Origin of the sequence: Herbaspirillum lusitanum (genome assembly GCF_046025995.1) — a bacterium.
GTDB lineage: Bacteria > Pseudomonadota > Gammaproteobacteria > Burkholderiales > Burkholderiaceae_D > Herbaspirillum > Herbaspirillum lusitanum_A.
Genome location: NZ_JAQQFM010000018.1, coordinates 12951 through 36535, shown reverse-complemented (window position 1 = coordinate 36535; position 23585 = coordinate 12951). Strand labels below are relative to the sequence as shown.

At 59.6% G+C, this 23585-nt stretch carries 22 protein-coding genes and 3 tRNA genes; 8 read left to right on the top strand and 17 right to left on the bottom strand.

Features of this window, described 5'->3' with window-relative positions; translation table 11 throughout:
• Positions 1-131 precede the first annotated feature (131 nt).
• The 14 genes from PQR62_RS25250 to PQR62_RS25185 form a co-directional block, all read right to left on the bottom strand.
• Positions 132-206 (bottom strand) — tRNA-Thr (locus PQR62_RS25250).
• A 46-nt stretch (positions 207-252) separates the two neighbouring features.
• A tRNA-Gly gene (locus PQR62_RS25245) sits at positions 253-326 on the bottom strand.
• Positions 327-389: 63 nt separating this feature from the next.
• Positions 390-475, bottom strand: a tRNA-Tyr gene (locus tag PQR62_RS25240).
• A 132-nt stretch (positions 476-607) separates the two neighbouring features.
• Positions 608-1873, bottom strand: a complete 1266-nt coding sequence (locus PQR62_RS25235) for an AmpG family muropeptide MFS transporter (protein WP_408160837.1) — start codon at positions 1871-1873, stop codon at positions 608-610.
• A 214-nt stretch (positions 1874-2087) separates the two neighbouring features.
• The gene (gene metW, locus PQR62_RS25230; protein ID WP_408160836.1) at positions 2088-2690 is read right to left on the bottom strand and encodes a methionine biosynthesis protein MetW; all 603 of its coding nucleotides are present in this window, start codon (positions 2688-2690) and stop codon (positions 2088-2090) included.
• Positions 2687-3838: a homoserine O-succinyltransferase MetX gene (gene metX / locus PQR62_RS25225; protein ID WP_408160835.1), complete on the bottom strand. Its 1152-nt coding sequence runs from the start codon at positions 3836-3838 to the stop codon at positions 2687-2689. The genes metW and metX overlap by 4 nt, the downstream gene beginning before the upstream one ends.
• Before the next feature lie 449 nt (positions 3839-4287).
• Positions 4288-6087: a phosphoenolpyruvate--protein phosphotransferase gene (gene ptsP / locus PQR62_RS25220; protein ID WP_408160834.1), complete on the bottom strand. Its 1800-nt coding sequence runs from the start codon at positions 6085-6087 to the stop codon at positions 4288-4290.
• 330 nt (positions 6088-6417) lie between these two features.
• Complete coding sequence (locus PQR62_RS25215; RefSeq protein ID WP_408160833.1) at positions 6418-6687, bottom strand: HPr family phosphocarrier protein; 270 nt, start codon at positions 6685-6687, stop codon at positions 6418-6420.
• A gap of 124 nt (positions 6688-6811) precedes the next feature.
• A complete protein-coding gene (locus tag PQR62_RS25210; protein ID WP_459251867.1) occupies positions 6812-7219 on the bottom strand; it encodes a PTS sugar transporter subunit IIA in 408 nt (135 codons plus the stop codon).
• Between the two features lie 66 nt (positions 7220-7285).
• Positions 7286-8230: a glutathione synthase gene (gene gshB, locus PQR62_RS25205; protein WP_408160831.1), complete on the bottom strand. Its 945-nt coding sequence runs from the start codon at positions 8228-8230 to the stop codon at positions 7286-7288.
• A gap of 18 nt (positions 8231-8248) precedes the next feature.
• Positions 8249-9547, bottom strand: a complete 1299-nt coding sequence (gene gshA / locus PQR62_RS25200) for a glutamate--cysteine ligase (RefSeq protein ID WP_408160830.1) — start codon at positions 9545-9547, stop codon at positions 8249-8251.
• Between the two features lie 341 nt (positions 9548-9888).
• Positions 9889-11424, bottom strand: a complete 1536-nt coding sequence (locus PQR62_RS25195) for an ammonium transporter (protein ID WP_408160829.1) — start codon at positions 11422-11424, stop codon at positions 9889-9891.
• A gap of 11 nt (positions 11425-11435) precedes the next feature.
• Positions 11436-11774 carry a P-II family nitrogen regulator gene (locus tag PQR62_RS25190; RefSeq protein WP_408160828.1) on the bottom strand — a complete coding sequence of 113 codons (339 nt, stop codon included), beginning with the start codon at positions 11772-11774 and terminating at the stop codon, positions 11436-11438.
• Positions 11775-11786: 12 nt separating this feature from the next.
• Complete coding sequence (locus PQR62_RS25185) at positions 11787-12584, bottom strand: TorF family putative porin (RefSeq protein ID WP_408160827.1); 798 nt, start codon at positions 12582-12584, stop codon at positions 11787-11789.
• Between the two features lie 413 nt (positions 12585-12997).
• Between PQR62_RS25185 and PQR62_RS25180 the strand changes: the two genes are divergently transcribed.
• Positions 12998-13243 carry an accessory factor UbiK family protein gene (locus PQR62_RS25180; RefSeq protein WP_408160826.1) on the top strand — a complete coding sequence of 82 codons (246 nt, stop codon included), beginning with the start codon at positions 12998-13000 and terminating at the stop codon, positions 13241-13243.
• A 30-nt stretch (positions 13244-13273) separates the two neighbouring features.
• The gene (locus tag PQR62_RS25175; protein ID WP_408160825.1) at positions 13274-14797 is read left to right on the top strand and encodes a YifB family Mg chelatase-like AAA ATPase; all 1524 of its coding nucleotides are present in this window, start codon (positions 13274-13276) and stop codon (positions 14795-14797) included.
• Between the two features lie 184 nt (positions 14798-14981).
• Here PQR62_RS25175 and PQR62_RS25170 read toward each other — a convergent pair whose 3' ends face one another.
• On the bottom strand, positions 14982-17000 hold the full coding sequence (locus tag PQR62_RS25170) for an OPT family oligopeptide transporter (RefSeq protein ID WP_408160824.1): 2019 nt from the start codon (positions 16998-17000) through the stop codon (positions 14982-14984).
• An 8-nt stretch (positions 17001-17008) separates the two neighbouring features.
• Entirely contained in the window at positions 17009-17206 is a 198-nt protein-coding gene (locus PQR62_RS25165; RefSeq protein ID WP_408160823.1) for a hypothetical protein, read from the bottom strand.
• A 26-nt stretch (positions 17207-17232) separates the two neighbouring features.
• Here PQR62_RS25165 and PQR62_RS25160 point away from each other — a divergent pair, with 26 nt between their 5' ends.
• The 4 genes from PQR62_RS25160 (at position 17233) to PQR62_RS25145 (ending at position 19894) form a co-directional block, all read left to right on the top strand.
• Entirely contained in the window at positions 17233-17667 is a 435-nt protein-coding gene (locus tag PQR62_RS25160; RefSeq protein WP_408160822.1) for a hypothetical protein, read from the top strand.
• A 130-nt stretch (positions 17668-17797) separates the two neighbouring features.
• Complete coding sequence (locus PQR62_RS25155) at positions 17798-18769, top strand: DMT family transporter (RefSeq protein WP_408160821.1); 972 nt, start codon at positions 17798-17800, stop codon at positions 18767-18769.
• A 17-nt stretch (positions 18770-18786) separates the two neighbouring features.
• Positions 18787-19311 (top strand): hypothetical protein, encoded by a 525-nt coding sequence (locus PQR62_RS25150; RefSeq protein ID WP_408160820.1) that lies wholly within the window; start codon positions 18787-18789, stop codon positions 19309-19311.
• A 238-nt stretch (positions 19312-19549) separates the two neighbouring features.
• Positions 19550-19894 carry a DUF1840 domain-containing protein gene (locus tag PQR62_RS25145; RefSeq protein WP_408160819.1) on the top strand — a complete coding sequence of 115 codons (345 nt, stop codon included), beginning with the start codon at positions 19550-19552 and terminating at the stop codon, positions 19892-19894.
• A 164-nt stretch (positions 19895-20058) separates the two neighbouring features.
• Here the strand turns inward: PQR62_RS25145 and PQR62_RS25140 are convergent, their stop codons facing one another.
• Positions 20059-21261 carry an MFS transporter gene (locus PQR62_RS25140; protein WP_408160818.1) on the bottom strand — a complete coding sequence of 401 codons (1203 nt, stop codon included), beginning with the start codon at positions 21259-21261 and terminating at the stop codon, positions 20059-20061.
• A 233-nt stretch (positions 21262-21494) separates the two neighbouring features.
• On the opposite strand from PQR62_RS25140, the gene PQR62_RS25135 reads away from it, so the two are divergent.
• On the top strand, positions 21495-22178 hold the full coding sequence (locus tag PQR62_RS25135; RefSeq protein ID WP_408160817.1) for a LysE family translocator: 684 nt from the start codon (positions 21495-21497) through the stop codon (positions 22176-22178).
• Between the two features lies 1 nt (position 22179).
• Positions 22180-23514 (top strand): 16S rRNA (cytosine(967)-C(5))-methyltransferase RsmB, encoded by a 1335-nt coding sequence (gene rsmB, locus PQR62_RS25130; protein WP_408160816.1) that lies wholly within the window; start codon positions 22180-22182, stop codon positions 23512-23514.
• Positions 23515-23585: the final 71 nt, after the last annotated feature.

Below are 23585 nucleotides of genomic sequence, written 5' to 3'. Positions count from 1 at the left end.
CACATTCACGTGCGGCTTGGTCCGCTCAAACTTGCCTTTTGCCATCTTAGACTCCTAAGTATTTGATGAGAATGTTCAGGCAACGCGCCCGACCGATTGCTGACTTGATGCAGCGATACAACTCAAACAACTGGTGCCCTTGACGTGGATTGAACACGTGGCCTCTCCCTTACCAAGGGAGTGCTCTACCACTGAGCTACAAGGGCATCTTTGCCGACCGCACAACAACCAAACATGCGACCGGACCAAAACTGGAGCGGGTGAAGGGAATCGAACCCTCGTCATAAGCTTGGAAGGCTTCAGCTCTACCATTGAGCTACACCCGCGAGGAACTACTATCGAAAACCTGTTGCTTCACAACCGCAAAACTTTTTACTGCTATCCCAATATGGTGGAGAGGGCTGGATTCGAACCAGCGTACTCGTAAGAGGGCAGATTTACAGTCTGCTGCCATTAACCACTCGGCCACCTCTCCGCGCAGGGAACGCAAAACTATATTAGAACGCTGATCAGCTGTCAACTAAAAACAAGAGGCAAATGCATTATTTTTTATCGGGCCTTCAGGAATTTCTCGCAAGATACGCTTTGCACGTTGCTTGCAGAGCACTCAAATCGCGTCGGATTTGGGATTTATTTCTCTTTTTTCATTCCAGGGCGCAATTCTAGGCAACATCAGCATTCCAGGCAAGGCAAGTACGAAGCAAATGATGAAAAAATTCAGCCAACCCATATTCGCGACCAGATATCCCACCGAAGAATTGACAAAAGTACGCGGCACGGCCGCCAAACTGGTGAACAAGGCGAACTGCGTGGCGGTGAAGCGCGGGTCGGTTTCGCGCATGATGTAGGCGACAAAAGCCGCCGTCCCCAGACCGACGCCGAAGGCTTCAAAGCCGATCACCAGCGCCAGCGCCAGCGAATCGGCCCCCATGTGCGCCAGCCAGGCAAAACCCAGAATCGCCACGGCCTGAACCACACCGAAGATCCACAACGCACGATTGATGCCCAGACGCACCATCCAGACGCCGCCAACAATGCCCCCGGCCACGCTGGCCCACAGGCTGGTGGTTTTGGAGATCACGCCGATCTGAGTCATCGAAAAACCGAGGTCGATATAGAACTTGGTGGCCAGCGCGGTGGCCATGCTGTCGCCCAGCTTGTAGAGAAAGATGAAGCCCAGCACCCAGAGCGCGTTGCTCCAGCCGCCGCGATTGATGAACTCCTTGAACGGCAGAATCACCGCGTCCGCCAGACTCTTGGGTGGTGCGCCGTACACGGCCGGCTCTTTGACCAGCAAGGTGCACAGCAAACCCGGCAGCATGAAGGCGGCGGTAATCCAGAACACGGTCTGCCACGGCATCAGATCAGCCAGCACCAGCGACAAGGCGCCCGGCACCATGCCCGATAGCTTATAGGCGTTGACGTGGATCGCATTGCCCAGGCCCATTTCGCTGTCGAGCAGGATTTCGCGGCGGTAGGCATCGATCGCAATGTCCTGGCTGGCCGACAGAAAGGCCACCACCGATGCCGCGAAGGCAATCATCGGCACCTGGGTCAACGGATCCAGCATGCCCATGCAGCCGATACCGATGAATAGTCCGAGCTGTGTAATGAACATCCAGCCGCGCCGCCGCCCCATGCGGCCGAAGTGGAAGCGGTCCATCAGCGGCGACCAGACGAATTTCCAGGTGTAGGGAAACATCACCAGCGCAAACAGCCCCAGGGTTTTGACATTCAAGCCAGACTTGGCCAGCCAGGCCTGCAGCAGACTCAGCAAAATGAACAGAGGCAGACCCGATGCAAAACCGAGGAAAACGCAGATCAGCATGCGCTGGTTCAGATAGCTGTGCCAGGGCGTGGCGTTAGGCGTCATAGAAGAAAATTCTGATGGAGAAATGGGTGAGAAAAAACGCCAGCGCGTTTGTCGATCGGTTCAGCAGCCGACAAGCAGGCATGGCGTTTCAAGTGATGACGTAATGCGACGATACTTGCACCAGGCCGTCGGCGTGTTCATTCAAGGATACAGAATGAAGAATTGCGCAACCCCGAAACAAGCGCGCAATCAACTCGCGACAACCGCCATTCGTCTAGCGCTTCTTGAGCCTGAACACCGCCAGACTGCCACGCCAGTTAGGCAAGAAGGTCACCGGTTTGCCGTTATGCAGCGCCACGCATTCCAGCACTTCCAGCCCCACATCATTGGCCAGCGCCTCGAAATCCTTGATCGTGGCGCAGCGCAGGTTGGGCGTATCATACCATTCGTAAGGCAGCGATTTTGACACCGGCATGCGCCCGCGCAGCAGCGCCACGCGGTGCGGCCAGTAAGCGAAATTGGGAAAGGAAACCGTGGCCTCGCGCCCGACCCGCGCCACCTCGCGCAAGATGCCTTCAACGTCCTTGACCATCTGCAGCGCCGACAGGCACAACACGGTATCGAAGGCATTGTCCTCGAACATCGCCAGCCCGCCATCCAGATCCTGCTGAATCACCGACACATTGCGCTGCAAGCATTGCGGAATCTTGTCGTCGTCGATTTCAATCCCGTAGCCCAGACATTTCTTGTCGGTCTGCAGATAATCCAGCATCACGCCGTCGCCGCAACCGAGATCCAGCACATTCGAACCTTCGCGCACCCAGTGCGCGATGAAGGCGAGATCGGGGCGCAGCGTACTCAGTTCTGTAAATTTCATGCCTGCTCCCCTGTCGCCGATGGCTTTGGCATTTCCTGCCAGATGCGTTGATAGTATTCCCCGACCACCTTCATATAGCGCGAGTCGTCCAGCAGGAAGGCATCATGCCCGTGCGGCGCATCGATCTCGGCGTAACTGACACGACTCCGGTTCTTGACCAGCGCCTGCACCATTTCGCGGCTGCGCTCCGGCGAGAAGCGCCAGTCAGTGGTGAAGGACACCAGCAGGAACTGCGCCTTGGTGCAGGCAAAGGCTTGCGCCAGATCGCCGCCGAACTTCTCGGCCGGATCAAAGTAGTCGAGCGCCTTGGTGATCAGCAGATAGGTGTTGGCGTCGAAGTAGGTCGAGAATTTGTCGCCCTGATAGCGCAGGTAAGACTCGATTTCGAAATCGATGCCGAATCCGAACTGATAAGAGCCCGAGCGCAGGTCGCGACCGAATTTCTCGGCCATGTCGTCATCCGACAGATAGGTGATGTGGCCGACCATGCGCGCCACGCGCAAACCGTTTTTCGGCACCACACCATGCGCGTAGAAGTCGCCGCCGTGGAAATCCGGATCGGCCAGAATCGCCTGCCGGGCAACATCATTGAAGGCGATATTCTGTGCCGACAGCCTGGGCGTGGACGCAATCACCAGACAGTGACGCAGGCGATCCGGGAACATCATGCTCCAGGCCAGCGCCTGCATGCCGCCCAGCGAACCGCCCATGACCGCGGCGAACTGACGAATGCCGAGCTGATCGGCCAGCAGCGCCTGAGCATTCACCCAATCCTCCACCGTGACCACCGGAAAATCGGCGCCATAAGGTTTGCCGGTCGCCGGATTGGTGTGCATCGGACCGGTCGAACCGAAACAGGAGCCCAGATTGTTGACGCCGATCACGAAGAACTTGTCGGTATCCAGCGCCTTGCCGGGGCCGACCATGTTGTCCCACCAGCCGACATTGTCCGGCTCGTCCTGATACACGCCGGCCACGTGATGCGAGGCGTTGAGAGCGTGACAAACCAGCACCGCATTGGATTTGTCGGCGTTGAGCGCGCCGTAGGTTTCATAGGTCAAGGCATAGTCCGCCAGCTTCGCGCCGCTTTGCAGCGGCAGGGGCTCAGCGAAATGCATGACCTGGGGCGATACGATTCCGATCGACATAGTGTGTACTTTTCCGGTAAGGCGCAGCGTCGGCTGATTGCCGGACAGCGCCATAGGCCTGACAAATTGAGCGTCGATCCGAACGAATGAGGAAGCGGAGCTTGGGCTCCTGCTTGCGGGAGGCGCGGACAACCATCGCTCATTCATCGACAGTCGCCCCGGAAAACAAAAAAGCCCGGAAGCATACGCTTGCGGGCTGGTCTTGGCATTACTGCATCGCTCCAAGCTCGCTTTAGCCGTATTTATCTGGGATTGTGTATCCCGGCGCCCGCAAGCTGAGGTCCATAGACCGTTCAAATCGGCGCAGTGGCGTAAGAATAACCAAGTCGGGAGTTTGCGTCAAACCATGGCTGCGCACGGTGCAGGAAAGAGCCGGAACAAAGGATGAGGCAGGCAAGCAACCGAATCGCAGGCAGACCGGCATGCCGCCGATCTGCCTGCGGTGTCACTCAGCGCTTGCGCGCCGACGCCACCTTGACTTCGCGCACTTCAGGCTCGGACACCAGCGCCTGCAATTGCGCCATGCCGGCCGTGACTGCTGCCGGCTCGGTGGCACGCAGCACTTTTTTGACCTGCGGCTCCAACAGGCGCAGGTCGCTGTTCAGGATTTCGTATTTGACCGACAACAGCTGCGCCGGGTGCATGGAAAACTCCTGCAAACCCATGCCCAGCAGCAGGCGCGTCCACTTGGTGTCGCCCGCCATTTCGCCACATACCGACACCGGAATGCCGGCCTTGCGGCCCTGCCCGATCACGCTCGACAACAAAAACAGCACGGCAGGATGCAGCGGGTCGTAGAGGTGAGCGACTTCGTGATCGACGCGGTCGATCGCCAGCGTGTATTGAATCAGATCATTGGTGCCGATCGACAGAAAATCCAGGCGCTTGATAAACATAGGCAAAGCCAGCGCCGCGGCAGGAATTTCTATCATGGCGCCGACCGGAATCTCTTCGTCGAACTTCTGCTTGCGCTCGCGCAGTTGCTGCTTGGCCTGCTCGATCATGCTGAGCGTCTGATCAATCTCGAAGGCGTGCGCCAGCATCGGCACCAGCAGCTTGATCGGACCATAGGCAGAGGCGCGCAGGATGGCGCGCAATTGGGTCAGGAACATCTGCGGCTCGCTCAGACAGTAGCGGATCGCGCGCAAGCCGAGGGCCGGGTTCAATGCAGTCTGTTCGTCTTCGTCGAGCGGCTTGTCGGCGCCCACATCCAGCGTACGGATGGTGACCGGTCGGCCCTTCATCGCCACCAGCGTCTTTTTGTAGGACTCGAACTGTTCATCCTCGCTGGGGAATCTTTCGAGGTGCCCGGCACGGCCCATGAACATGAACTCGGAGCGGAACAGGCCGATTCCGACAGCGCCAGCATCCAGCGCGGCCGGCGCATCGCCCGGCAATTCGATATTGGCCAGCAGCGCGATATAGCCGCCGTCCTGCGTGATGGCAGGCGTCTTCTTGAGGCGGCTCAGTTTTTTGCGCTCGCGCAGCAGGCGATCCTGGCGTGCGCGATATTGCGCCAGCACCAGCGGTGAAGGATCGACGATCACCACGCCGGCGTCGCCGTCGATGATCAGCAGATCGTCCTGCTTCACCATCTCGGAGGCGTTGTGCATGCCGACGGCGGCCGGAATATCCAGGCTGCGCGCGACAATTGCCGTATGCGAGTTGGGGCCGCCGAGATCGGTGACGAATCCGCCGAAGGCGCCGTCGCGGAACTGCAGCATGTCGGCCGGCGAAATATCGTGAGCCACCACGATGATGTTGGCGGTGGCGCCGGAATCACCCACCTCGGGCAGATTCACGGCGGTGCCGGTGAGTATCTTGAGCACCCGATCACCGACCTGCTGAATATCGGCCTTGCGCTCGCGCAGATAGGGATCTTCGATTTCATCGAACTGCGCCGACAACTCATCGATCTGTGTCACCAGCGCCCATTCGGCGTTGTAGTAGCGATGGCGAATGATGTTGAGCGGCACTTCCGACAGCATGGGGTCGGACAGGATCAGCGAATGCACATCGATGAAGGCGCCGAGTTCCGGCGGCGCATCCTTGGGCAATTCATTGCGGATGGTCTGCAATTCCTGATGCACCGATTTGATCGCGCTTTTCAGGCGCGCTATTTCTGCTTCGACCTGATCGTCTGCGATCAGATAATGTTTAACGTCGAGCGCGGCGGCGGCAAGCAAATGCGCGCGGCCGATCGCTATGCCCTGCGAAACCGCAATGCCGTGTAATGTAAAAGAAGCCATCGCGCTTATCTCCTGCGTCGTTTTTATAATCGGCTGTGCGGGATGAGTGCGCCAGTCGACACGAAAATACCGGACATTCCAGCGTTTGGCAATTGCAGGAGCTGATGCAAAGAGTATGCCGGGGTAAATTACCAGAACGCCGCGCAGGCTCTCGGATTCGGCTCCCGCGCTGCGCCATCCGGGCGGACTCAGGAATGGATTGGGATACAGCCGCACAGGCCATTTTGACGGTGCGGCTGCTGCTGCAAAGCAGCAGCAGCCGGCGCCCGGCAGATCAGGCGGATCGCGCGGTCACAGCGCCAGCGGTATGGCTACTTGCGCACCCGTTTTTTACTGGCCTTCACCAAAACGGTCATTGATCAGGGCTTCCAGCGCATCGAGCGCTTCCTGTTCATCTTCGCCATTGGTTTCCAGGACGATGAGGCTACCCTTGCCTGCGGCCAACATCATCACACCCATGATGGACTTGGCGTTGACGCGGCGTTTGTTGAAGGTCATCCAGACTTCGCTCTTGAACTTGCTGGCGAGTTGCGTGAACTTGGCGGAGGCGCGTGCATGCAGGCCGAGCTTGTTAATGATCTCTAATTCTTTTTGAATCATTTTCTTATCTTTCCGGGATTGCCGACATGTTAAAGCCGCAGCGCGTCGCCAAGTTGGCAGCGCTGCGGTGGATGAGGCCGGCTAGTTCTGAATCTGTATATTGCGCTGAGTTTGATGCAGGGTATCAGGAGGACGCGACCCGGATGCGATTGTCGATGCGCACCGCGCCGTTCTGGCCGCCGGCCAGGGCCATCTCGACCACCACGTCCAGCGTATCGTTGCGATAGGTCAGCGCGCGCAGCAGCATGGGCAGGCTGATACCGGCGATGATCTGCACGTTTTCGATGGCGCACAGATAACCGGTACAGTTGGACGGCGTGCCGCCCATGACGTCGGTGATGACCAGTACGCCGCTGCCGTCGTCCAGACGCTTGACGGCCTCTACCGCCAGCCGCTGAACTTCTGCCGGGTTCTGATCGGCGATCACGTCGATCGCTTCGATCCGTTCCGGACGGCCGCGAAATACATGCGTCGCGGCGTCGATGAAGGCCTGCCCCAGCGGAGCGTGCGTTAAGAGAAGAATACCGACCATGAAATTGTTGCCATCCGAAGCGACGCGCTTTTCCCCGAGCAGCCCGCCATGCTCAATCGAACCCATTTATGCACCCGCCTCAGCTTCCAGCGCGTCGACAAACATCGCCGCCACGTCGAAACCGGTTTGCTGGGTGATTTCCTGAAAGCAGGTAGGACTTGTCACATTGACCTCTGTTAAATAATCGCCAATCACATCCAATCCTACCAGCAACAGGCCGCGCTTATGCAAAATCGGACCCAGCGCTTCGCCGATTTCGATGTCGCGCGCCGAGGCCGCTTGCGCCACGCCCAGCCCGCCCGCCGCCAGATTGCCGCGTACCTCGGTGCCTTGCGGAATCCGCGCCAGAACGTTTGGCACTACCTTGCCGCCGATCAACAGAATGCGTTTGTCGCCGGCGCTGATCTGAGGAATAAAACGCTGCGCCATGATCGTGCGTTGACCGTTGTCGGTCAGCGTTTCGATGATGGCGCCCAGATTCATGGCGTCCGACTTCACGCGGAAGATGCCCATGCCGCCCATGCCGTCCAGCGGTTTCAGGATCACATCCTGATGTTCGCCGTGAAAATCACGCAGGCGCTTGGCATCGCGCGTGACCAGGGTCGGTGCGGTGTATTGCGGAAATTGCGCAATCGCCAGCTTCTCGTTGTGGCTGCGAATCGCCTCCGGTTTGTTGAACACGCGCGCGCCCTGCTTTTCGGCCAGTTCCAGCAAGTACGTGGTGTAGATGTATTCCATATCGAACGGCGGATCCTTGCGGATGATCACGGCATCGAACTCGGACAGGAAACACGAAGCCGGCTTATCCGCGCGATACCAGTCTTCGGCGTCGCCGGTCAGCGCTACCTTGAAGGCATTGGCCGTGACCAGGCCGCTTTCCAGCACCAGATCGGTCTGTTCGAAAGCATAGATGGTATGCCCGCGGCGCGCCGCCTCGCGCATCATCGCGAAGGTGGAATCCTTGTAGGTCTTGAAGGTGTCGAGCGGGTCGGCCAGAAAGGCGATTTTCATAATGTCGGTTGCAGTTGATTAATACACTTCCGGATTCGGATCGGTTTTTTCCATCTCAAGTGAAGCCGCCAGCAAGGCCAGCCGCGCCACCACGCCGTACAGATAGAAGCGGTTGGGGGCAGTGGTGCCCGGCTTGGCGTGCATGTCCGGCAAGGCGTGCTGCTGCGCAAAGGCCAGCGGCACGAAATGCGCGCCGGGGGCATTCAGGTTTTCATTGATGCCGCGATCCGCGTGCACACGGTAGAACCCTCCGACCACATAGCGGTCGATCATGTAGACCACCGGTTCCGCCACGGCTTCGTTGATACGCTCGAAAGAGTGTACCCCTTCCTGGATGATGACTTCACTGACTTCCAGGCCTTCTTTGCCGACCACCATCTTGTCGCGTTGCTTGCGGTTGAGATCCTTGACCTCGCTGGCGTCCTTGACGGTCATGATGCCCATGCCATAGGTGCCGGCGTTGGCCTTGACGATCACGAACGGGGTTTCCTTGATGCCGTATTCCTTGTATTTCTTGCGGATCTTGGACAGCAGGCTGCTGACGTTGTCGGCCAGGCAATCAGTACCGGCGGTTTCCTGGAAGTTGATTTCGCCGCATTTGGCAAACAGCGGATTGAGCATCCAGGGATCAACTTCGACCAGCTTGGCGAATTTCTTGACCACTTCGTCGTAGGCCGAGAAGTGATTGCTTTTACGACGCATGGCCCAGCCGGCATGCAGCGGCGGCAGGACGCTTTGTTCATGCAGGCCTTCCAGCACCGAAGGAATGCCGATCGACAAGTCGTTGTTGAGCAGCACGGTACAGGGATCGAAATTCTTGAGGCCGAGACGGCGACCATTGGCCGAGCGCTCCAGCGGCTCCAGCGTCATGGTGGTGCCGTCCGGCAGATCAATCTGCTTGGGCTTCTTGATGTCGGGGTCGAGCGTGCCGAGACGCACGTTCAGGCCGGTCTGGCGGAAGATTTGCGTCAGACGGCTGATGTTTTGCAGATAGAAGCTGTTGCGGGTGTGGTTTTCCGGGATCAGCAGGAGATTTCTTGCGTCCGGGCAATATTTTTCGATGGCAGCCATGGCGGCCTGCACCGCAAGCGGCAGCATTTCCGGCGACAGATTGTTGAAGCCGCCCGGGAACAGGTTGGTATCCACCGGCGCCAGCTTGAAGCCGGCATTGCGCAGGTCGACCGAGCAGTAGAACGGCGGCGTGTGTTCCTGCCATTCCATGCGGAACCAGCGCTCGATGGCCGGCGTCGCGCCCAGGATTTTCTTTTCCAGCTCTAGAAGCGGGCCATTCAGGGCGGTGACGAGATGCGGAACCATAAAAACCTTGTCTATATGTAAATGCAGCCAGCGAGCTCTTGATTTTAGCGGGAATATTGAAATCGTGTTGCATCGCCACATCTTAGGCGGCGCCGCTCCCGGATTGCCGCGACTCGCAATGATTCGACATCGCCGGGCTGTTTACATGGTGTTTGCCGATGTTTTTTAAAGACCGGCCGGCACCTCAAGCTTACTCAAGCTTGGCCGGCTGTCCGATCCGGGCGACCAAACCGAGGGAAACGCCTGCCAAAAATGCGCGGCAAATAAAAAAGGCGCCCCGAAGGGCGCCCTGAAGGGGCTGTTTCCAGCCCGAAGGAATATCTCAGAAGAGACGAGTCAGATCAGTGATAAGCAGATTCGCCGTGGCTGGAGATGTCCAGACCTTCGCGCTCTTCTTCTTCAGTCACACGCAGGCCGACGACGACGTCAACCAGCTTGAACGCGATGAAGGAGACCACACCCGACAGAATCACGGTGGTCAGCACGCCCTGGAACTGAATCCAGACCTGACCGCCGATCGAGTAGTCAGGAGCGACGGCATTGGCCACGTAGTCATAGATGCCGGTGCCGCCCAGGCTAGGCGCAGCGAACACGCCAGTCAGGATCGCACCCAGGATACCGCCCACGCCGTGCACGCCGAACACGTCCAGTGCATCGTCGGCGCCCAGGATCTTCTTCAGACCGGTCACGCCCCACAGGCACAGCAGACCAGCGATCAGGCCCATCACGACGGCGCCGATGACACCGACGAAACCGGCTGCAGGAGTAATCGCCACCAGACCGGCAACCGCACCCGAAGCACCACCCAGCATCGATGGTTTGCCCTTGCCGATCCATTCGCCGAAGCTCCAGGACAGCACGGCAGCAGCCGTTGCCAGAATCGTGTTGACGAAGGACAGAGCAGCACCACCGCTGGCTTCCAGACCGGAGCCGGCGTTGAAACCGAACCAGCCGAACCACAGCAGCGAAGCGCCGACCATGGTCAGAGTCAGGCTATGCGGCTTGAAGGCTTCCTTGCCGAAACCCAGACGCTTGCCGATCACGTAGGAACCGACCAGACCTGCAACCGCAGCGTTGATGTGCACCACGGTGCCGCCGGCGTAATCCAGCGCGCCCTTTTGGAACAGCCAGCCCGAGATTGCAGTTGCCTTTTCAGCAGCGGCAGCGTCGGTGAAGGCATCCGGACCTGGCCAGAACCAGACCATGTGCGCCATCGGCAGGTAGGAGAAGGTGAACCACAGGATCGAGAACAGGATCACAGCGGAGAACTTCACGCGTTCTGCGAAGGAGCCGATGATCAGCGCCACCGTGATTGCTGCGAACGCGCCCTGGAAGGCCACGAACGACAGCTCAGGAATCACGACGCCCTTGCTGAAAGTCGCAGTATTCGAGTCGCCGGTCAGACCGTGCAGGAACAGACGATCGAAGCCGCCGAAGAATGCACTGCCTTCCGTGAACGCGATGCTGTAGCCGTAGACGAACCACAGGATGTAGATCAGCGAGAAGATCACGAAGCACTGCATCAGCACCGACAGCATGTTCTTGCTGCGAACCAGGCCGCCGTAGAACAGGCCCAGGCCTGGCAGCGTCATCAGAATCACGAATGCCGTACAAACCAGCATCCAGGCGGTGTCGCCCTTGTTAGGGACGGGAGCAGGTGCGGCGGCAGCGGCTGGCGCGGCTGGCGCTGCTGCCGGTGCCGCCGCTGCAGGAGCAACAGCCTTCGGTGCTTCGACTGCTGCCGGAGCGGCTGCGGGTGCAGCAGCTGCAGCTTCAGGCTTCGGAGCATCTTGCGCCTGGGCCGGCGCGGTAAAACCTACCGCCAACAACAGAGCGCCAACTGCCAGAGCGCTGGAAAACATTTTTTTCATACTCATTCCAATTCCCCTTAAAGAGCGTCTTTACCGGTCTCGCCGGTGCGGATACGAATCACATCCAGCAGATCCTGAACGAAGATCTTGCCGTCGCCGATTTTGCCGGTGCGGGCAGCCGTTTCAATGGCTTCCAGCGCACGTTCGACGATGGAATCGTCAACTGCAGCTTCGATTTTGGTCTTGGGCAGGAAATCGACCACATATTCCGCGCCGCGATACAGCTCGGTGTGACCTTTTTGACGACCGAAGCCCTTGACTTCAGTCACGGTGATGCCCTGCACACCGATAGCCGACAAGGCTTCACGCACCTCGTCGAGTTTGAACGGCTTGATGATCGCTGTGATCAGTTTCATACGAACCTCGTTTTAGAAAGTTTTGCTGAGGGAAAACACGAATCCGCTCTTACCAACGTTTTTGGCACCGTCCGAAGCAGGCGTAGTTTGCACGCCGTTGGACAAATTGGTACCAAGGTAAGCTACGCCGAGAGTGATGCCGGCCAGTTCTTCAAAGGTCTTGCTCAGACCGATTTTCCAGTCGGTGTAGCTGTACTGGTTGTTGGACACGCCAGCATTGCTGCCCCTGATGTTCTGACGACCGACGTGCAGGCCCAGCGTCATGCCATAACCGACATCCACGTTGGCACCCAGGTCGAAATACTGGCTGTATTTGCTGTCGACGTTACCGAACAGATTGGTCAGCGACTGAGAGTACTTGAAGTAAGCAGGACCGTAACCGACCTGGCCGTACAACTCAAATGTGTTGGCGTTCTTGGCGCCGCTGTTGGCCAAAGTGTTGCCCGGGTAGTAGTAGTACAGACCGCCGACGTCATACGTGAAACCGCCGCCGATATCACCGCGCTTGCCGCCGTAGATATCCCATTCAACATTGCCCTTGGTATCAGTGCCAGTCAGCGTACCTGCGTCCTTGATCCACTTGATATTGGTCAACCATGTACCGGCATACAGGCCGGTCGGGTTATGCGTGTAGTCAGCACCAACTTGCAGAGCCGGGTCGAAGCGGGTTTGTGTCAGGCCACGGTAACGGTAATCGCTGACGACAGCGGCGTTGAAACTGAACTCGTTATCGGGTTTTGCATCTTCTGCGTTGGCGAAGCTGGATACAAACGAAGCTGCGATGGCTGCTGCAAGAATCAGTTTTTTCATGGCGTCCCTCTGGGTTTGTGTTGAACAACAGTAAGTAGTTTTATGTTTTGCACAAACCGTATAGCAGGAGCCGTGCCAACCCGATTTGATGGGAGGGGCTCAGGTTTTTTTGCGGAAACAGGACTCGTCAACTATTTTTCACCGCCAAACCATCCAAAATAGTGCACAAAAATGCGATCAACACCAATACAGTGCATGAAATCTTGCCAAATTTCAATTTTTTGGAGATTTAGGCATGCTTATTTTGGTGCAAGCACCAGCGTGAGCCGCAAACGTTCGAAAATGAGATTGAATTGAATGAGTCATTCCTTAGCATTTGCTCGCAAAAATGCTTTCATTCCGACTGGCATTTATAGAGTCGCCATAAACCGCTAAACTTGGCCTTTCAATTAAGTCACCTCAGGAGAACCGCCATGGACAAGCCACAGTTTTTTGAAGATCTGCAATCCAAGCTCAACAAAGCGATCGAGAACTCTCCTGCCAAGGACATTGAAAAGAACGTCAAAGCCATGCTGAGCCAGGGTTTTTCCAAGCTGGATCTGGTGACACGCGAAGAATTCGACGTCCAGGCGCAGGTACTGGCCAAGACCCGCGCCCGCCTCGAAGCACTGGAAACCCGCGTGGCCGAACTCGAAGCCCTGCAAAAACAGCCGCTGTAATCAGCTGCGCAGCCACCGACACGCCGGCCCATGAGCCTCGCCGTTCTCAAAAGCCGCGCGCTGTCCGGCATGCAGGCGCCGGAAGTAACGGTGGAGGTCCATCTGGCGAATGGATTGCCGTCTTTCACCATCGTCGGTCTGCCGGAAACCGAAGTCAAAGAAGCCAAAGACCGGGTGCGCGCAGCATTGCAAAACGCCCGCTTCGAATTTCCAGCGAAGAGAATCACGGTGAATTTAGCTCCGGCGGACCTGCCCAAAGAATCAGGTCGCTTCGATTTACCGATTGCCCTCGGCATTCTTGCCGCCTCCGAACAAATCCCCGGCGACAGCTTCGACCAATATGAATTTGCCGGCGAGCTGTCCTTGTCCGGCGAATTGCGCCCGATTCGCGGCGCGCTGGCGATGACCTATGCCATGCATCGCAAGGTGACTACCGGCGAAACGCCGCGCGCCTTTATCCTCCCGCTGGAAAACGCCGCCGAAGCTGCACTGGTCGCAGATGCTGCCATCCTTCCCGCGCAATCGCTGCTGCAGGTCTGCGCGCATTTCTCCAGCCGCGCCGACGACATGCGTCTGACCCGCTACAAGGACGAGCCGCCAACCCAGATATCGTCTTACCCTGATTTCCGTGAGGTGAAAGGGCAGTTGCAGGCCAAACGCGCGATGGAGATCGCTGCCGCCGGCAATCACAGCATTCTGCTGGTCGGCCCGCCGGGTGCCGGAAAGTCCATGCTGGCGGCGCGCTTCCCCGGCATCTTGCCGGCGATGAGCGAACAGGAGGCCCTGGAAGCCGCCGCCGTGCAATCGCTCACCGCGAACTTCTGTGCCTCGCGCTGGCGCATGCGTCCATATAGGGCCCCGCACCACACCGCCTCGGCAGTGGCGCTGGTCGGAGGAGGCGGCACGCCTCGACCGGGAGAAATATCGCTGGCTCACAACGGCGTCTTGTTCCTCGACGAACTGCCTGAGTTCGATAGAAAAGTCCTGGAAGTTTTGCGTGAGCCGCTGGAATCCGGCCACATCACGATTTCCAGAGCAGCGCGTCAGGCGGACTTCCCTGCCCGTTTTCAGTTGATTGCCGCAATGAATCCTTGTCCATGCGGCTATTTTGGAAGTTCAGTGGATCGCTGCCGCTGCACGCCGGATTATGTCGGCCGTTATCAGGACAAGATTTCCGGCCCGCTGCTGGATCGCATCGACATGCAGATCCAGGTGGCGACGCTTACACATGCCGAGCTGACTGCGCAGGCCAGCGGGGAAAGCTCGGAGCACATTGCCGGGCGCGTGAACCGTGCCTTTGCGCGGCAACATCAGCGTCAGGCCAAGGCCAACAATCTGCTGACGCCTTCCGAAATCGATCTGCATTGCCGCCCAGATGCCGCCGGCGAAGCCCTGCTGCAAGCCGCAATGACGCGCCTGAACTGGTCGGCGCGGGCTTATCACCGCGTGCTGAAAGTGGCGCGCACGATCGCCGATCTGGCGTTGAGTGAGGACGTACGTCAGGCGCATGTGGCAGAAGCCGTTCAATATCGACGCGCCTTGCGGGAGCGCTGATTACGTCGCGCCGACTATTGATCAAGCAAAAGAAAAAAGCAGCATCCCGACCTTGATCGGAATGCTGCTTTAATTTGTCGCTCAACTCTTAAGTTGGTACTTAAGCTGATCGGCCGAAATGTGCTTGTTGCCCCCAGGCTTCTCAGCTTCCGTCTCAATGATCTGAGGCGCAAAGCAAATCAGCTCAATCGCGCGCCTTCGGCAAAACCCGGCGTGCAAACATCCACAACATCAACACGAACACTGCCAGCCCCAGCCATTGCCCGGCTTCTTCGAACGATGCGCCCACCAGCGCCAGCGGTGCATCCTTGCCGGTGCCGCCGATGATTGCCGCCAGCAACACACCGATCAGACTTTCGCCCACGATCAGGCCCGAGGCCACCAGCACACCGCGACGCGTAGCCTGCTCGGCGATGGCTTCATAGTCTTGTCCGGCCCGTTCCGCGCGCCGGCGCAGACCACGTTCGATCAGCCATGCCAGCACCGCACCGACCACCAGCGCCATGCTGACCGTCGGCGGCAGATAGACGCCGATGCCGACCGCCAGCACCGGCAGACGCGCCACGCCGCCGCGCTTTTCCAGCAGGTAATCGATGGCGATCAGAACTGCACCGAGCACGACGCCGATCAGGATCATGTTCCAGTTGAGCTTGTGCGTAAAAATCCCGGTGGCGATGGCCGACATCAGCGTGGCCTGCGGTGCCGCCAGCGCCTGCCCCGCATCCATGCCCTCGCGCGGCAAGGCGCCGGCAAAACCATAGGCGTTGTACAGCAACTCCAGCACCGGCGGGATGACCGCAGCGCCGACCACGCAGCCGATCAACAGCGCCACCTGCTGACGCCAAGGCGTGGCGCCGACCAGATACCCGGTTTTCAGATCCTGCAGGTTGTCGTTGGAAATCGCGGCAATCGCGATGATCGCGGCGGTGACGAAAAGGGCAATCGCAATTGCCAGTTTGCTGCCCTCCGGGGTCGCCAGCAGATTATCGAGCGTGCCGGACGCCAGCAACAGCAGGGACACCAGAATCACCGCGACGATGCCGATGCCCGATATCGGGCTGCTGGACGATCCGATCAGACCCGCCATGTAGCCGCACGCGGCAGCCACCAGAAAACCGAAGATGAAGGCGAAGGCGACGCTGTAGACGATCAGGCCGAGGAACAGCCCGCGCGAAATCGGCACCTCGGCGAGAAAGGCGGCGAACAACACCGCCAGCACGGCAATCAGCACCAGACTGATGGCGATGATCCAGTGCGGCGCCAGATCGCGTTCGGTGCGCTCGGTGGCGTCTTTGCCACCGGCAGCGGATTTATTGCGCGCCGACAGCGTCGACATCGAAGCCTTCACCCCTTCCATCATCGGACGCAATAGCGTGCCCAGGGTCCACACCGCCGCCACGCCTATCATGCCGGCGCCCATGAAACGCACTTCCTTGCTCCAGATGCCGTTGGCGAATGCCGCCAGATTGCCGTCGGCCGGATGGGGCGTGATGGCCGTCAGCAGCGGCACCGCGACACCCCAGGCGATCAGCACGCCGATCAGGGTGGCGATGCCGGCGACGATGCCGATCATGTAGCCGGCGCCGACCAGCGCCAGCGAGAATCCGACCGGAATGCGCAGCACCGAGGCGCCCGCCGAAAACCACAGATTCAGGTTTTCGGCGAACACGCGAAAACCGCTGGCGATCAGGCTGAACAGCGCCGACAGCGCGCCGCCGAACATGATGTCGCGCAGGCCGCGCCGGGTTTCTTCCCCGTCGCCGGCGTCAGCGCTGCCGACCTTGAGAATCTCGGCGGCGGCCACGCCTTCCGGATAAGGCAGATCGCCCTGAACCACCATCGCGCGCCGCAGCGGGATCGAAAACATCACGCCCAGCATGCCGCCGGCGGCGCAGATGCCGAAGGTTTGCATGAAGGGAAAACCATGCCAGTGGCCGATCATGATCAGGCCCGGCAGGATGAAGATGATAGAAGACAGCGTGCCGGCCGCCGAGGCCTGGGTCTGCACCATATTGTTTTCAAGGATGTTGGCGCCGCTGAACAGGCGCAGCACCGCCATCGAAATCACCGCCGCCGGAATCGCCGAGGAAAAGGTCAGACCGACCTTGAGCCCGAGATAGACGTTGGAGGCGGTGAATACCACCGTGATCAACGCCCCGAGAATAATGCCGCGCAGCGTCAGCTCGGGGAGGTCTCCGTTCATATTGTTTTTCATTCAAGTCTTTCTTTTTCCAGATAACCTTGCTTTGATTGCGTAAAGATAGGCAGTTCCGCAGCGCCGGACAAATCGGGTTTTTGCAGGTTTTCTTTCCGATGATTATTGGATGATTGCATTGAATAATGGCCGGTGACGGCCGGTGATGGCCGATGATTTTTTGCTGCAATGCAGAGCAGTGCATTTGCTATCATTGGCGCCCCCTTCCCCCGGATCCGCCATGAAGCCGCATCTGCACCTGGTCTTTACCCTCGGTATCGCGATGCTCACGCCGCTTGCCATGCACGGCGCATCGGCCCAGTCGATCGCGCAGACCGAGCCATCCGGCAGCACATCGCTCAACCTGGCGCCGCCCGACATTCACAAGGATTTGCAATTGCCGGCCGAGAAGAAGGACGAGGGCCTGAATCCGGATCGCGATGAAAGTCCGGCCTGCCGCCAGCTGCGTCTGAAAATCGAACGGGCGCGCGATACCTCGCCAGCAGCCACCGCCGATGCCTATCCGGAAACGTCGATGCGCGACGGCCGCAATCCATATGCCTATCGACAGCCGCCAGCACCGGGGCTCTCGGTGAATGCGCTGAGCCCGGGCAGCAACATCGCCTACAGCAAACGGGCCAAGCTGGAAGACCGATACCTGCGTGAATGCCGCTGAGTCGGCGCGCGGTGCAATCGCCGATCGATTACCGATCAACCATCAGGAATGAAGACAAGAGCATGCAGACCATGAGCAAGACCCGAGTAGCGCACCCGGCGCCGCAAACCCACAAAATCAGCGAGACCGCATGCTGATCGGGATTCTGTGTGCGCTGGGCGCGGGCCTGATGTGGGGCCTGGTGTTCGTCACTCCGCTATTGCTGGCCGACTATCCCGGCATTCTGCTGTCGCTGGGACGCTATATCGCCTTCGGCCTGATCGCGCTGGTGCCGGCTTACATCGACCGCAAACGGATCGCCCAACTGAGCGCCGAAGACTGGAAAATGGCAATGAAGCTGTCGCTGATCGGCAATCTGCTCTATTACGCCACGCTGGCCAGCGCCATCCAGCTGGCCGATGCGCCGCTGCCGACCATGCTGATCGGCACCTTGCCGGTGGTGATTTCCATCTTCTCCAACTGGCGCCCCGGCCATCCGTCGGAAAGCGTCGCCTGGAAGCGGCTGGCACCCTCGCTGCTGGCGCTGTGCCTGGGGATCATGCTGGTCAACGGCAGCGAACTGAACCGTCTACAGCAGGATGCCGGTACTGTGCGCACACCGGGCGACTATGCACTGGGCTGCGCCCTTGGCGTATTTGCGGTGGCCGCTTGGACCTGGTACCCGATCATGAATGCGCGTTATCTGCGCACCCACGCCCGCATCAATTCAGTTACCTGGGCCACGGCACAGGGTCTGACCACGCTGCCGCTGGCACTGATCGGTTTCGTGCTCTACGCCGGCTACGCGCAGCTCAGCCATTCAGCTTTCGACCTGCCGCTGGGGCCGCGTCCTCAGGTCTTCATCGGCATGATGCTGCTGATCGGGCTATCCGCCTCGTGGCTGGGTACGCTGATGTGGAACAAGGCCAGCCAGTTGCTGCCGACCGCGCTGGCGGCGCAGTTGATCGTGTTCGAAACACTGTCGGCGCTGCTGTATGCCTTTATCCTGCGCGGCAGCGCACCGGCAACGCAAGTGCTGGCCGGCATCGGCTTGCTGTGCGTGGGCGTGATTGCCGGCGTAAGGACGTTTTCGCGCCAGCCGGCGATTGCCCATACTCCCTGATGCAAAAAGGAATGATCATGCGATCTACTAGCCGTTTGCTCTTGTTGCTGACGCTGGGTTTGAGCCTGTCGGCCTGCTCGCCCAACTACAACTGGCGCGAAAGCAGCGACAACGACGCGCATTTCACCATCTTGCTACCGGCCAAACCGGCTTCAATCGCGCGCAATATCGATCTGGACGGCATCAAAGTCGACATGATCATGACTGCGGCGGAGGTGGACGGCATCAGTTTTGCGGTCGGCACCGCCGAGCTGCCCAGCCCGGAACAGGCCGTGGCCGCCCTGAAAAGCATGCAAACCGCGCTGCTGAAGAATATCGACGGCACCGCCAGACCCGATGCGATGCTGCCGGGCAAGACTGAAAACACCAGCGCCAGACTTGACCTGGAAGCGCGAGGCATGGCGCGCGGCCAGCCCCTGCGGCTGACGGCGCGACTGCTGGCAAAGGACAGGCGGGTGTATCAGGTAATCATGCTGGGGCCGGAAAAAGCCTTCCGTGATGAAAATGTGGAAACCTTTTTCAGTTCATTCAAACCAATGTAATACCGGCCGCTCCGATAAAATAGGCCGCGGATGACAAGCCGGCAGGTCGCGGAGTATGCTGCCAAAGTCTGTTCCGGAGCGTGTTGCCGGCATCGCTGGAATATCCTGCGGAAACTTGCCGACACAGCGCGCCTGCCATCGACCGGTAATTGGCGAGTAATTGGCCGGTGCCAATAGCGTCCCCGTTTCAGGGGGCGCAGTTTCAAGAAACAGTTTTCAATCAAGACCCTGAGGAAATATGCTGATAACCTTCAAATCAAAAGCGGCTGCCGATGTGGTGATGTACGAGTCGCACGCCAAACCCATACTCGACCTGCTGCACAAAGACATCCAGCGCGGCGTAATTACCGCGGCCGAAAGCGGCGATGCCATCTCCCTGCTGGAAAAGCAGATCGTCAACAGCAAATCGCATGAAGCGGCCGAGGCGCTGGAGCGTGACGTACACGCACACCACAATGCCAACGGCGACGACCATGGCCATGAAAAGATCGAGCCGGTCACCTTCTCGGCACGCGCCTACCCGCTGCTGGACATGCTGCGTGAAGCCAGGAAAGGCAATTACGACGTGCTGTGGGGCGTCTGACCGGCCAAACAAAGAAAGAAGTCCATCAATCTGGACCAGATTGAATTTGGGCAGCGTCCATTCCGGAATGCCTGAATGCAAGAAAAAAACGGCTGCCGCAATCATCCACTGCGGCAGCCGTTTTGTTTTCGACGATGGCGATTGAGCGCCTGACCGGGCGCGCCTCAGGCTTTGCGCCACTCGCCGAGGTAATACAGCAGTGCCGCAAACGGCAAGGCAAAGCCCATCCACGACACGCCGGGCCAGCCGGCCTGGGCATAAATCCAGCCGCCCAGCGCCGAACCGATGGCGCCGCCGACAAAGAAGATCGCCATGAACAAGCCGTTGAGGCGGCTGCGTACTTCGGCGCCGAGCGCATAAATCGCGCGCTGGCTCAACACCAGATTGGCCGACACGCCGAAATCCAGCAGGATGGCCGACAGCAGCAACACCACCAGCGAAGATTCGCGCCCGCCCTCCCAGAAATGCGACAGCAGAAACGACACCGAAGCCGCCACCATCGCCACGCCGGTGGCCGGACGACTCCAGCCGCGATCGGCCACCCGGCCGGCGATCGGCGCCGCCACCACGCCGATCACGCCGGCAAAGGCAAACAAGGCAATGCCGGTCTGCGAGAGATTGAAGCGGGGGCTGGCCAGCAGCAGCGGCGCAGTGGTCCAGAACAGGCTGAACACGCCGAAAGTCGCAGCGTGATACAGCGAGCGACGACGCAGGATGGGCGTGTCTTTCAGCAGTTTCCACATCGACGCCATCAGCGCGCCATAGTGCAAACCCGCCGGCGGCTGGCGTTTGGGCAGATAGCGCGCCAGCACCACGATCAGCAGCGCCACGGCCACCGCAGACAAGCCGAAAATCGCATGCCAGCCGAACAGATCGGCGACCAGACTGGCCAAAGGCCGCGCCAGCAAAATCCCCAGCAGCAGCCCGCTCATGACATTGCCGACCGCACGGCCACGGGTTTCCGGCCGTGAAAAGTGCGCAGCATAGGGCACCAGCACCTGGGCGCCGACCGAGCTGACGCCGATCAGCAGGCTGCACACCAGCAATTGCGTGGCACTTTGCGCCAGCGCGGCGCCGATCAGCGCGACGCAGGTGAGGCTCAGGCCGATCAGCACCAGCTTGCGATTCTCAAACAGGTCGCCCAGCGGCACGATGAACAGCAAGCCCAGGCCGTAACCGATCTGCGCCAGCGTCACGATCAGCCCGCCGGCGCCGGGCGAAATCGAGAGTGCCGCTCCGATAGGGCCGATCAGCGGTTGTGCGTAATACAGATTGGCGACGATGACGCCGCACGCGGCCGCCAGCAACAGCACCATCCAGCGTGGAATATCTTGTTGCTCGCCATGCAATGCAGCAGCAGAACTCATGAAAGACCGTCGAAGAATTGAGAAGGCAGCCACTTTAGCGGAATTGCCGACGACCTGCCGCGCGCGCCCGATTATGGGCGGCGCGTGAGTCTGGCGCGAGCGTGCGCGGATAATCTGCGCGCTGCCTGCATGAGAAATGCGCCCTTACCGGGCCGGACGGCGCCCGCTACAATCCGCTGTGCAATCGGCGCTTTGAGCCGTTTTACTGATGTGCAATGCTGCGGGAGACCAACATGGATGCAATCGGCATTACCGGCTTCGGCTTTTTCTGCCTCGCCGTGTTTCTGCTCAATCTGACGCCGGGGCCGGATACGGCTTACATCATCGGCCGCAGCGTGGCGCAGGGGCGTGGCGCCGGACTGGTGTCGGCGCTCGGTATTTCCTTCGGCTGCGTGTTTCACATGCTGGCGTCGGCGCTTGGCCTGTCGGCGATTCTGGCGGCCTCGGCCACCGCATTTACGGTTATCAAAATCGTCGGCGGCCTGTATCTGATTTATCTCGGCCTGAAGATGCTGCTGCAAAAAACCGCCATGCAGACTGACCAAAACAACAATACCGGCAATGTAAAGATTGCAAACGCACAATCCACCGTCGGTGCGCCCGGCCACCAGTCGCTACGCAAGATTTTCTGGCAGGCGACGCTGACCAATGTGCTCAATCCCAAGGTGGTGCTGTTTTTCCTGTCCTTCTTCCCGCAATTCGTGACGCCGGACGCGCCGCATCGCACGCTGGCCTTCATGGTGCTGGGCATGACTTTCATCGTCCAGTCCACGCTGTGGAATAGCGCCACCGCGCTGGTCGCTGGTACACTGACGCTCCGCGCCGGCCGCCAACCGCATCTCAAGCGTTGGCTGGAGCGTCTGGTCGGAAGCGCCTTTGTCGCTCTCGGCATCCGACTCGCCCTTACCAAGAATTGACGTGATCCAAGTTTCTCCCGCCCCAGTATTCCAAGTCGCCCTGAAACCCGATTCCCTGGCTTACAGCCTGCATCAGGCTTCATTTGCCGTGGCCGCCGTACGCGCCGGCACAGCCCTGCCGCAAGCCTTGGCGCATGTATTTGCGCGGCCCGAAATCACGCCCGGCGCGCGCGGCGCGATTCAGGACATCAGCTACCGCTGCATGCGCAGCCTGGGCCTGACCGACAGCCTGATTACGCTGCTCGCCAGCAAGCCGCCGCAGCCGGAGCAATTGCACAGCCTGCTCAATTGCGCGCTGACGCTGCTGGTGAATGAAGATGAAAGCGGCTATGACGGCTTCACCGTGGTCAACCAGGCGGTGGATGCGGCGGCGGCCAATCCGACGCTGATGCATACCAAGGGCGTGGTCAACGCCATCCTGCGTCGCTTTTTGCGCGAACGCGCCAGCCTGATTCCGGAAGCCACCAAGACGCCGCCCGGCACCTGGAATTATCCGACCTGGTGGATCGATCGCCTGAAAAGCGCCTATCCCGAGCAATGGCAGTCGATTCTGTACAGCGGCAATCAGATGCCGCCGCTGACCTTGCGCGTCAATCGCCGTCGCAGCAGCGTGGAAGACTATCTGCGCATTCTGGCCTCGCAAGGCATCGCCGCACGTCAGGTCGGGCCATGGGCGGTGCGCCTGGAGAAGCCGCTGCCGGTGCATCAGATCCCCGGCTTTGTCGATGGTCTGGCGTCGGTGCAGGACGCCGCCGCGCAGATGGCGGCGCCACTGCTGGATGTGGCCGACGGCATGCGCGTGCTGGATGCCTGCGCCGCGCCCGGCGGCAAGACCGGCCACCTGCTGGAATGCGCCGACCTCGACGTGCTGGCGCTGGATCACGATCCCAAGCGCCTGCAGCGTATCGATGAAAACCTGCAACGCCTGCAATTGCAGGCACAGCTGACGGCGGGCGATGCGCGTCACGGCGCCGGCGGCTGGTGGGACGGCAAGCCCTTCGATCGCATCCTGGCCGACGTGCCCTGTACCGCCTCCGGCATCGTGCGCCGCCACCCGGATATTCGCTGGTTGCGTCGCAAGAGCGACACCGCACAACTCGCAACACTTTCCTCGCAAATTTTGGACAATCTTTGGCAGATGCTGCAACGCGATGGTAAATTGCTGCTGGTGACTTGCTCGTTGTGGCCGCAGGAATCGGAGCAGCAAGCAGCCGCCTTCGCACATCGACACAACGCCATACGACTGCCCGCCCCTGGTCAACTGTTACCGACTGCCAGCGCAGAAACCGACCACGATGGCCTGTTTTACGCACTGTTCCAAAAAACGGGACCATGAATTTGACGCATCCGGCATCTTCTCTCTCCTGCAAGCGCCACTCCGCACGCCGCACGGCAAGCGGCTTGCCT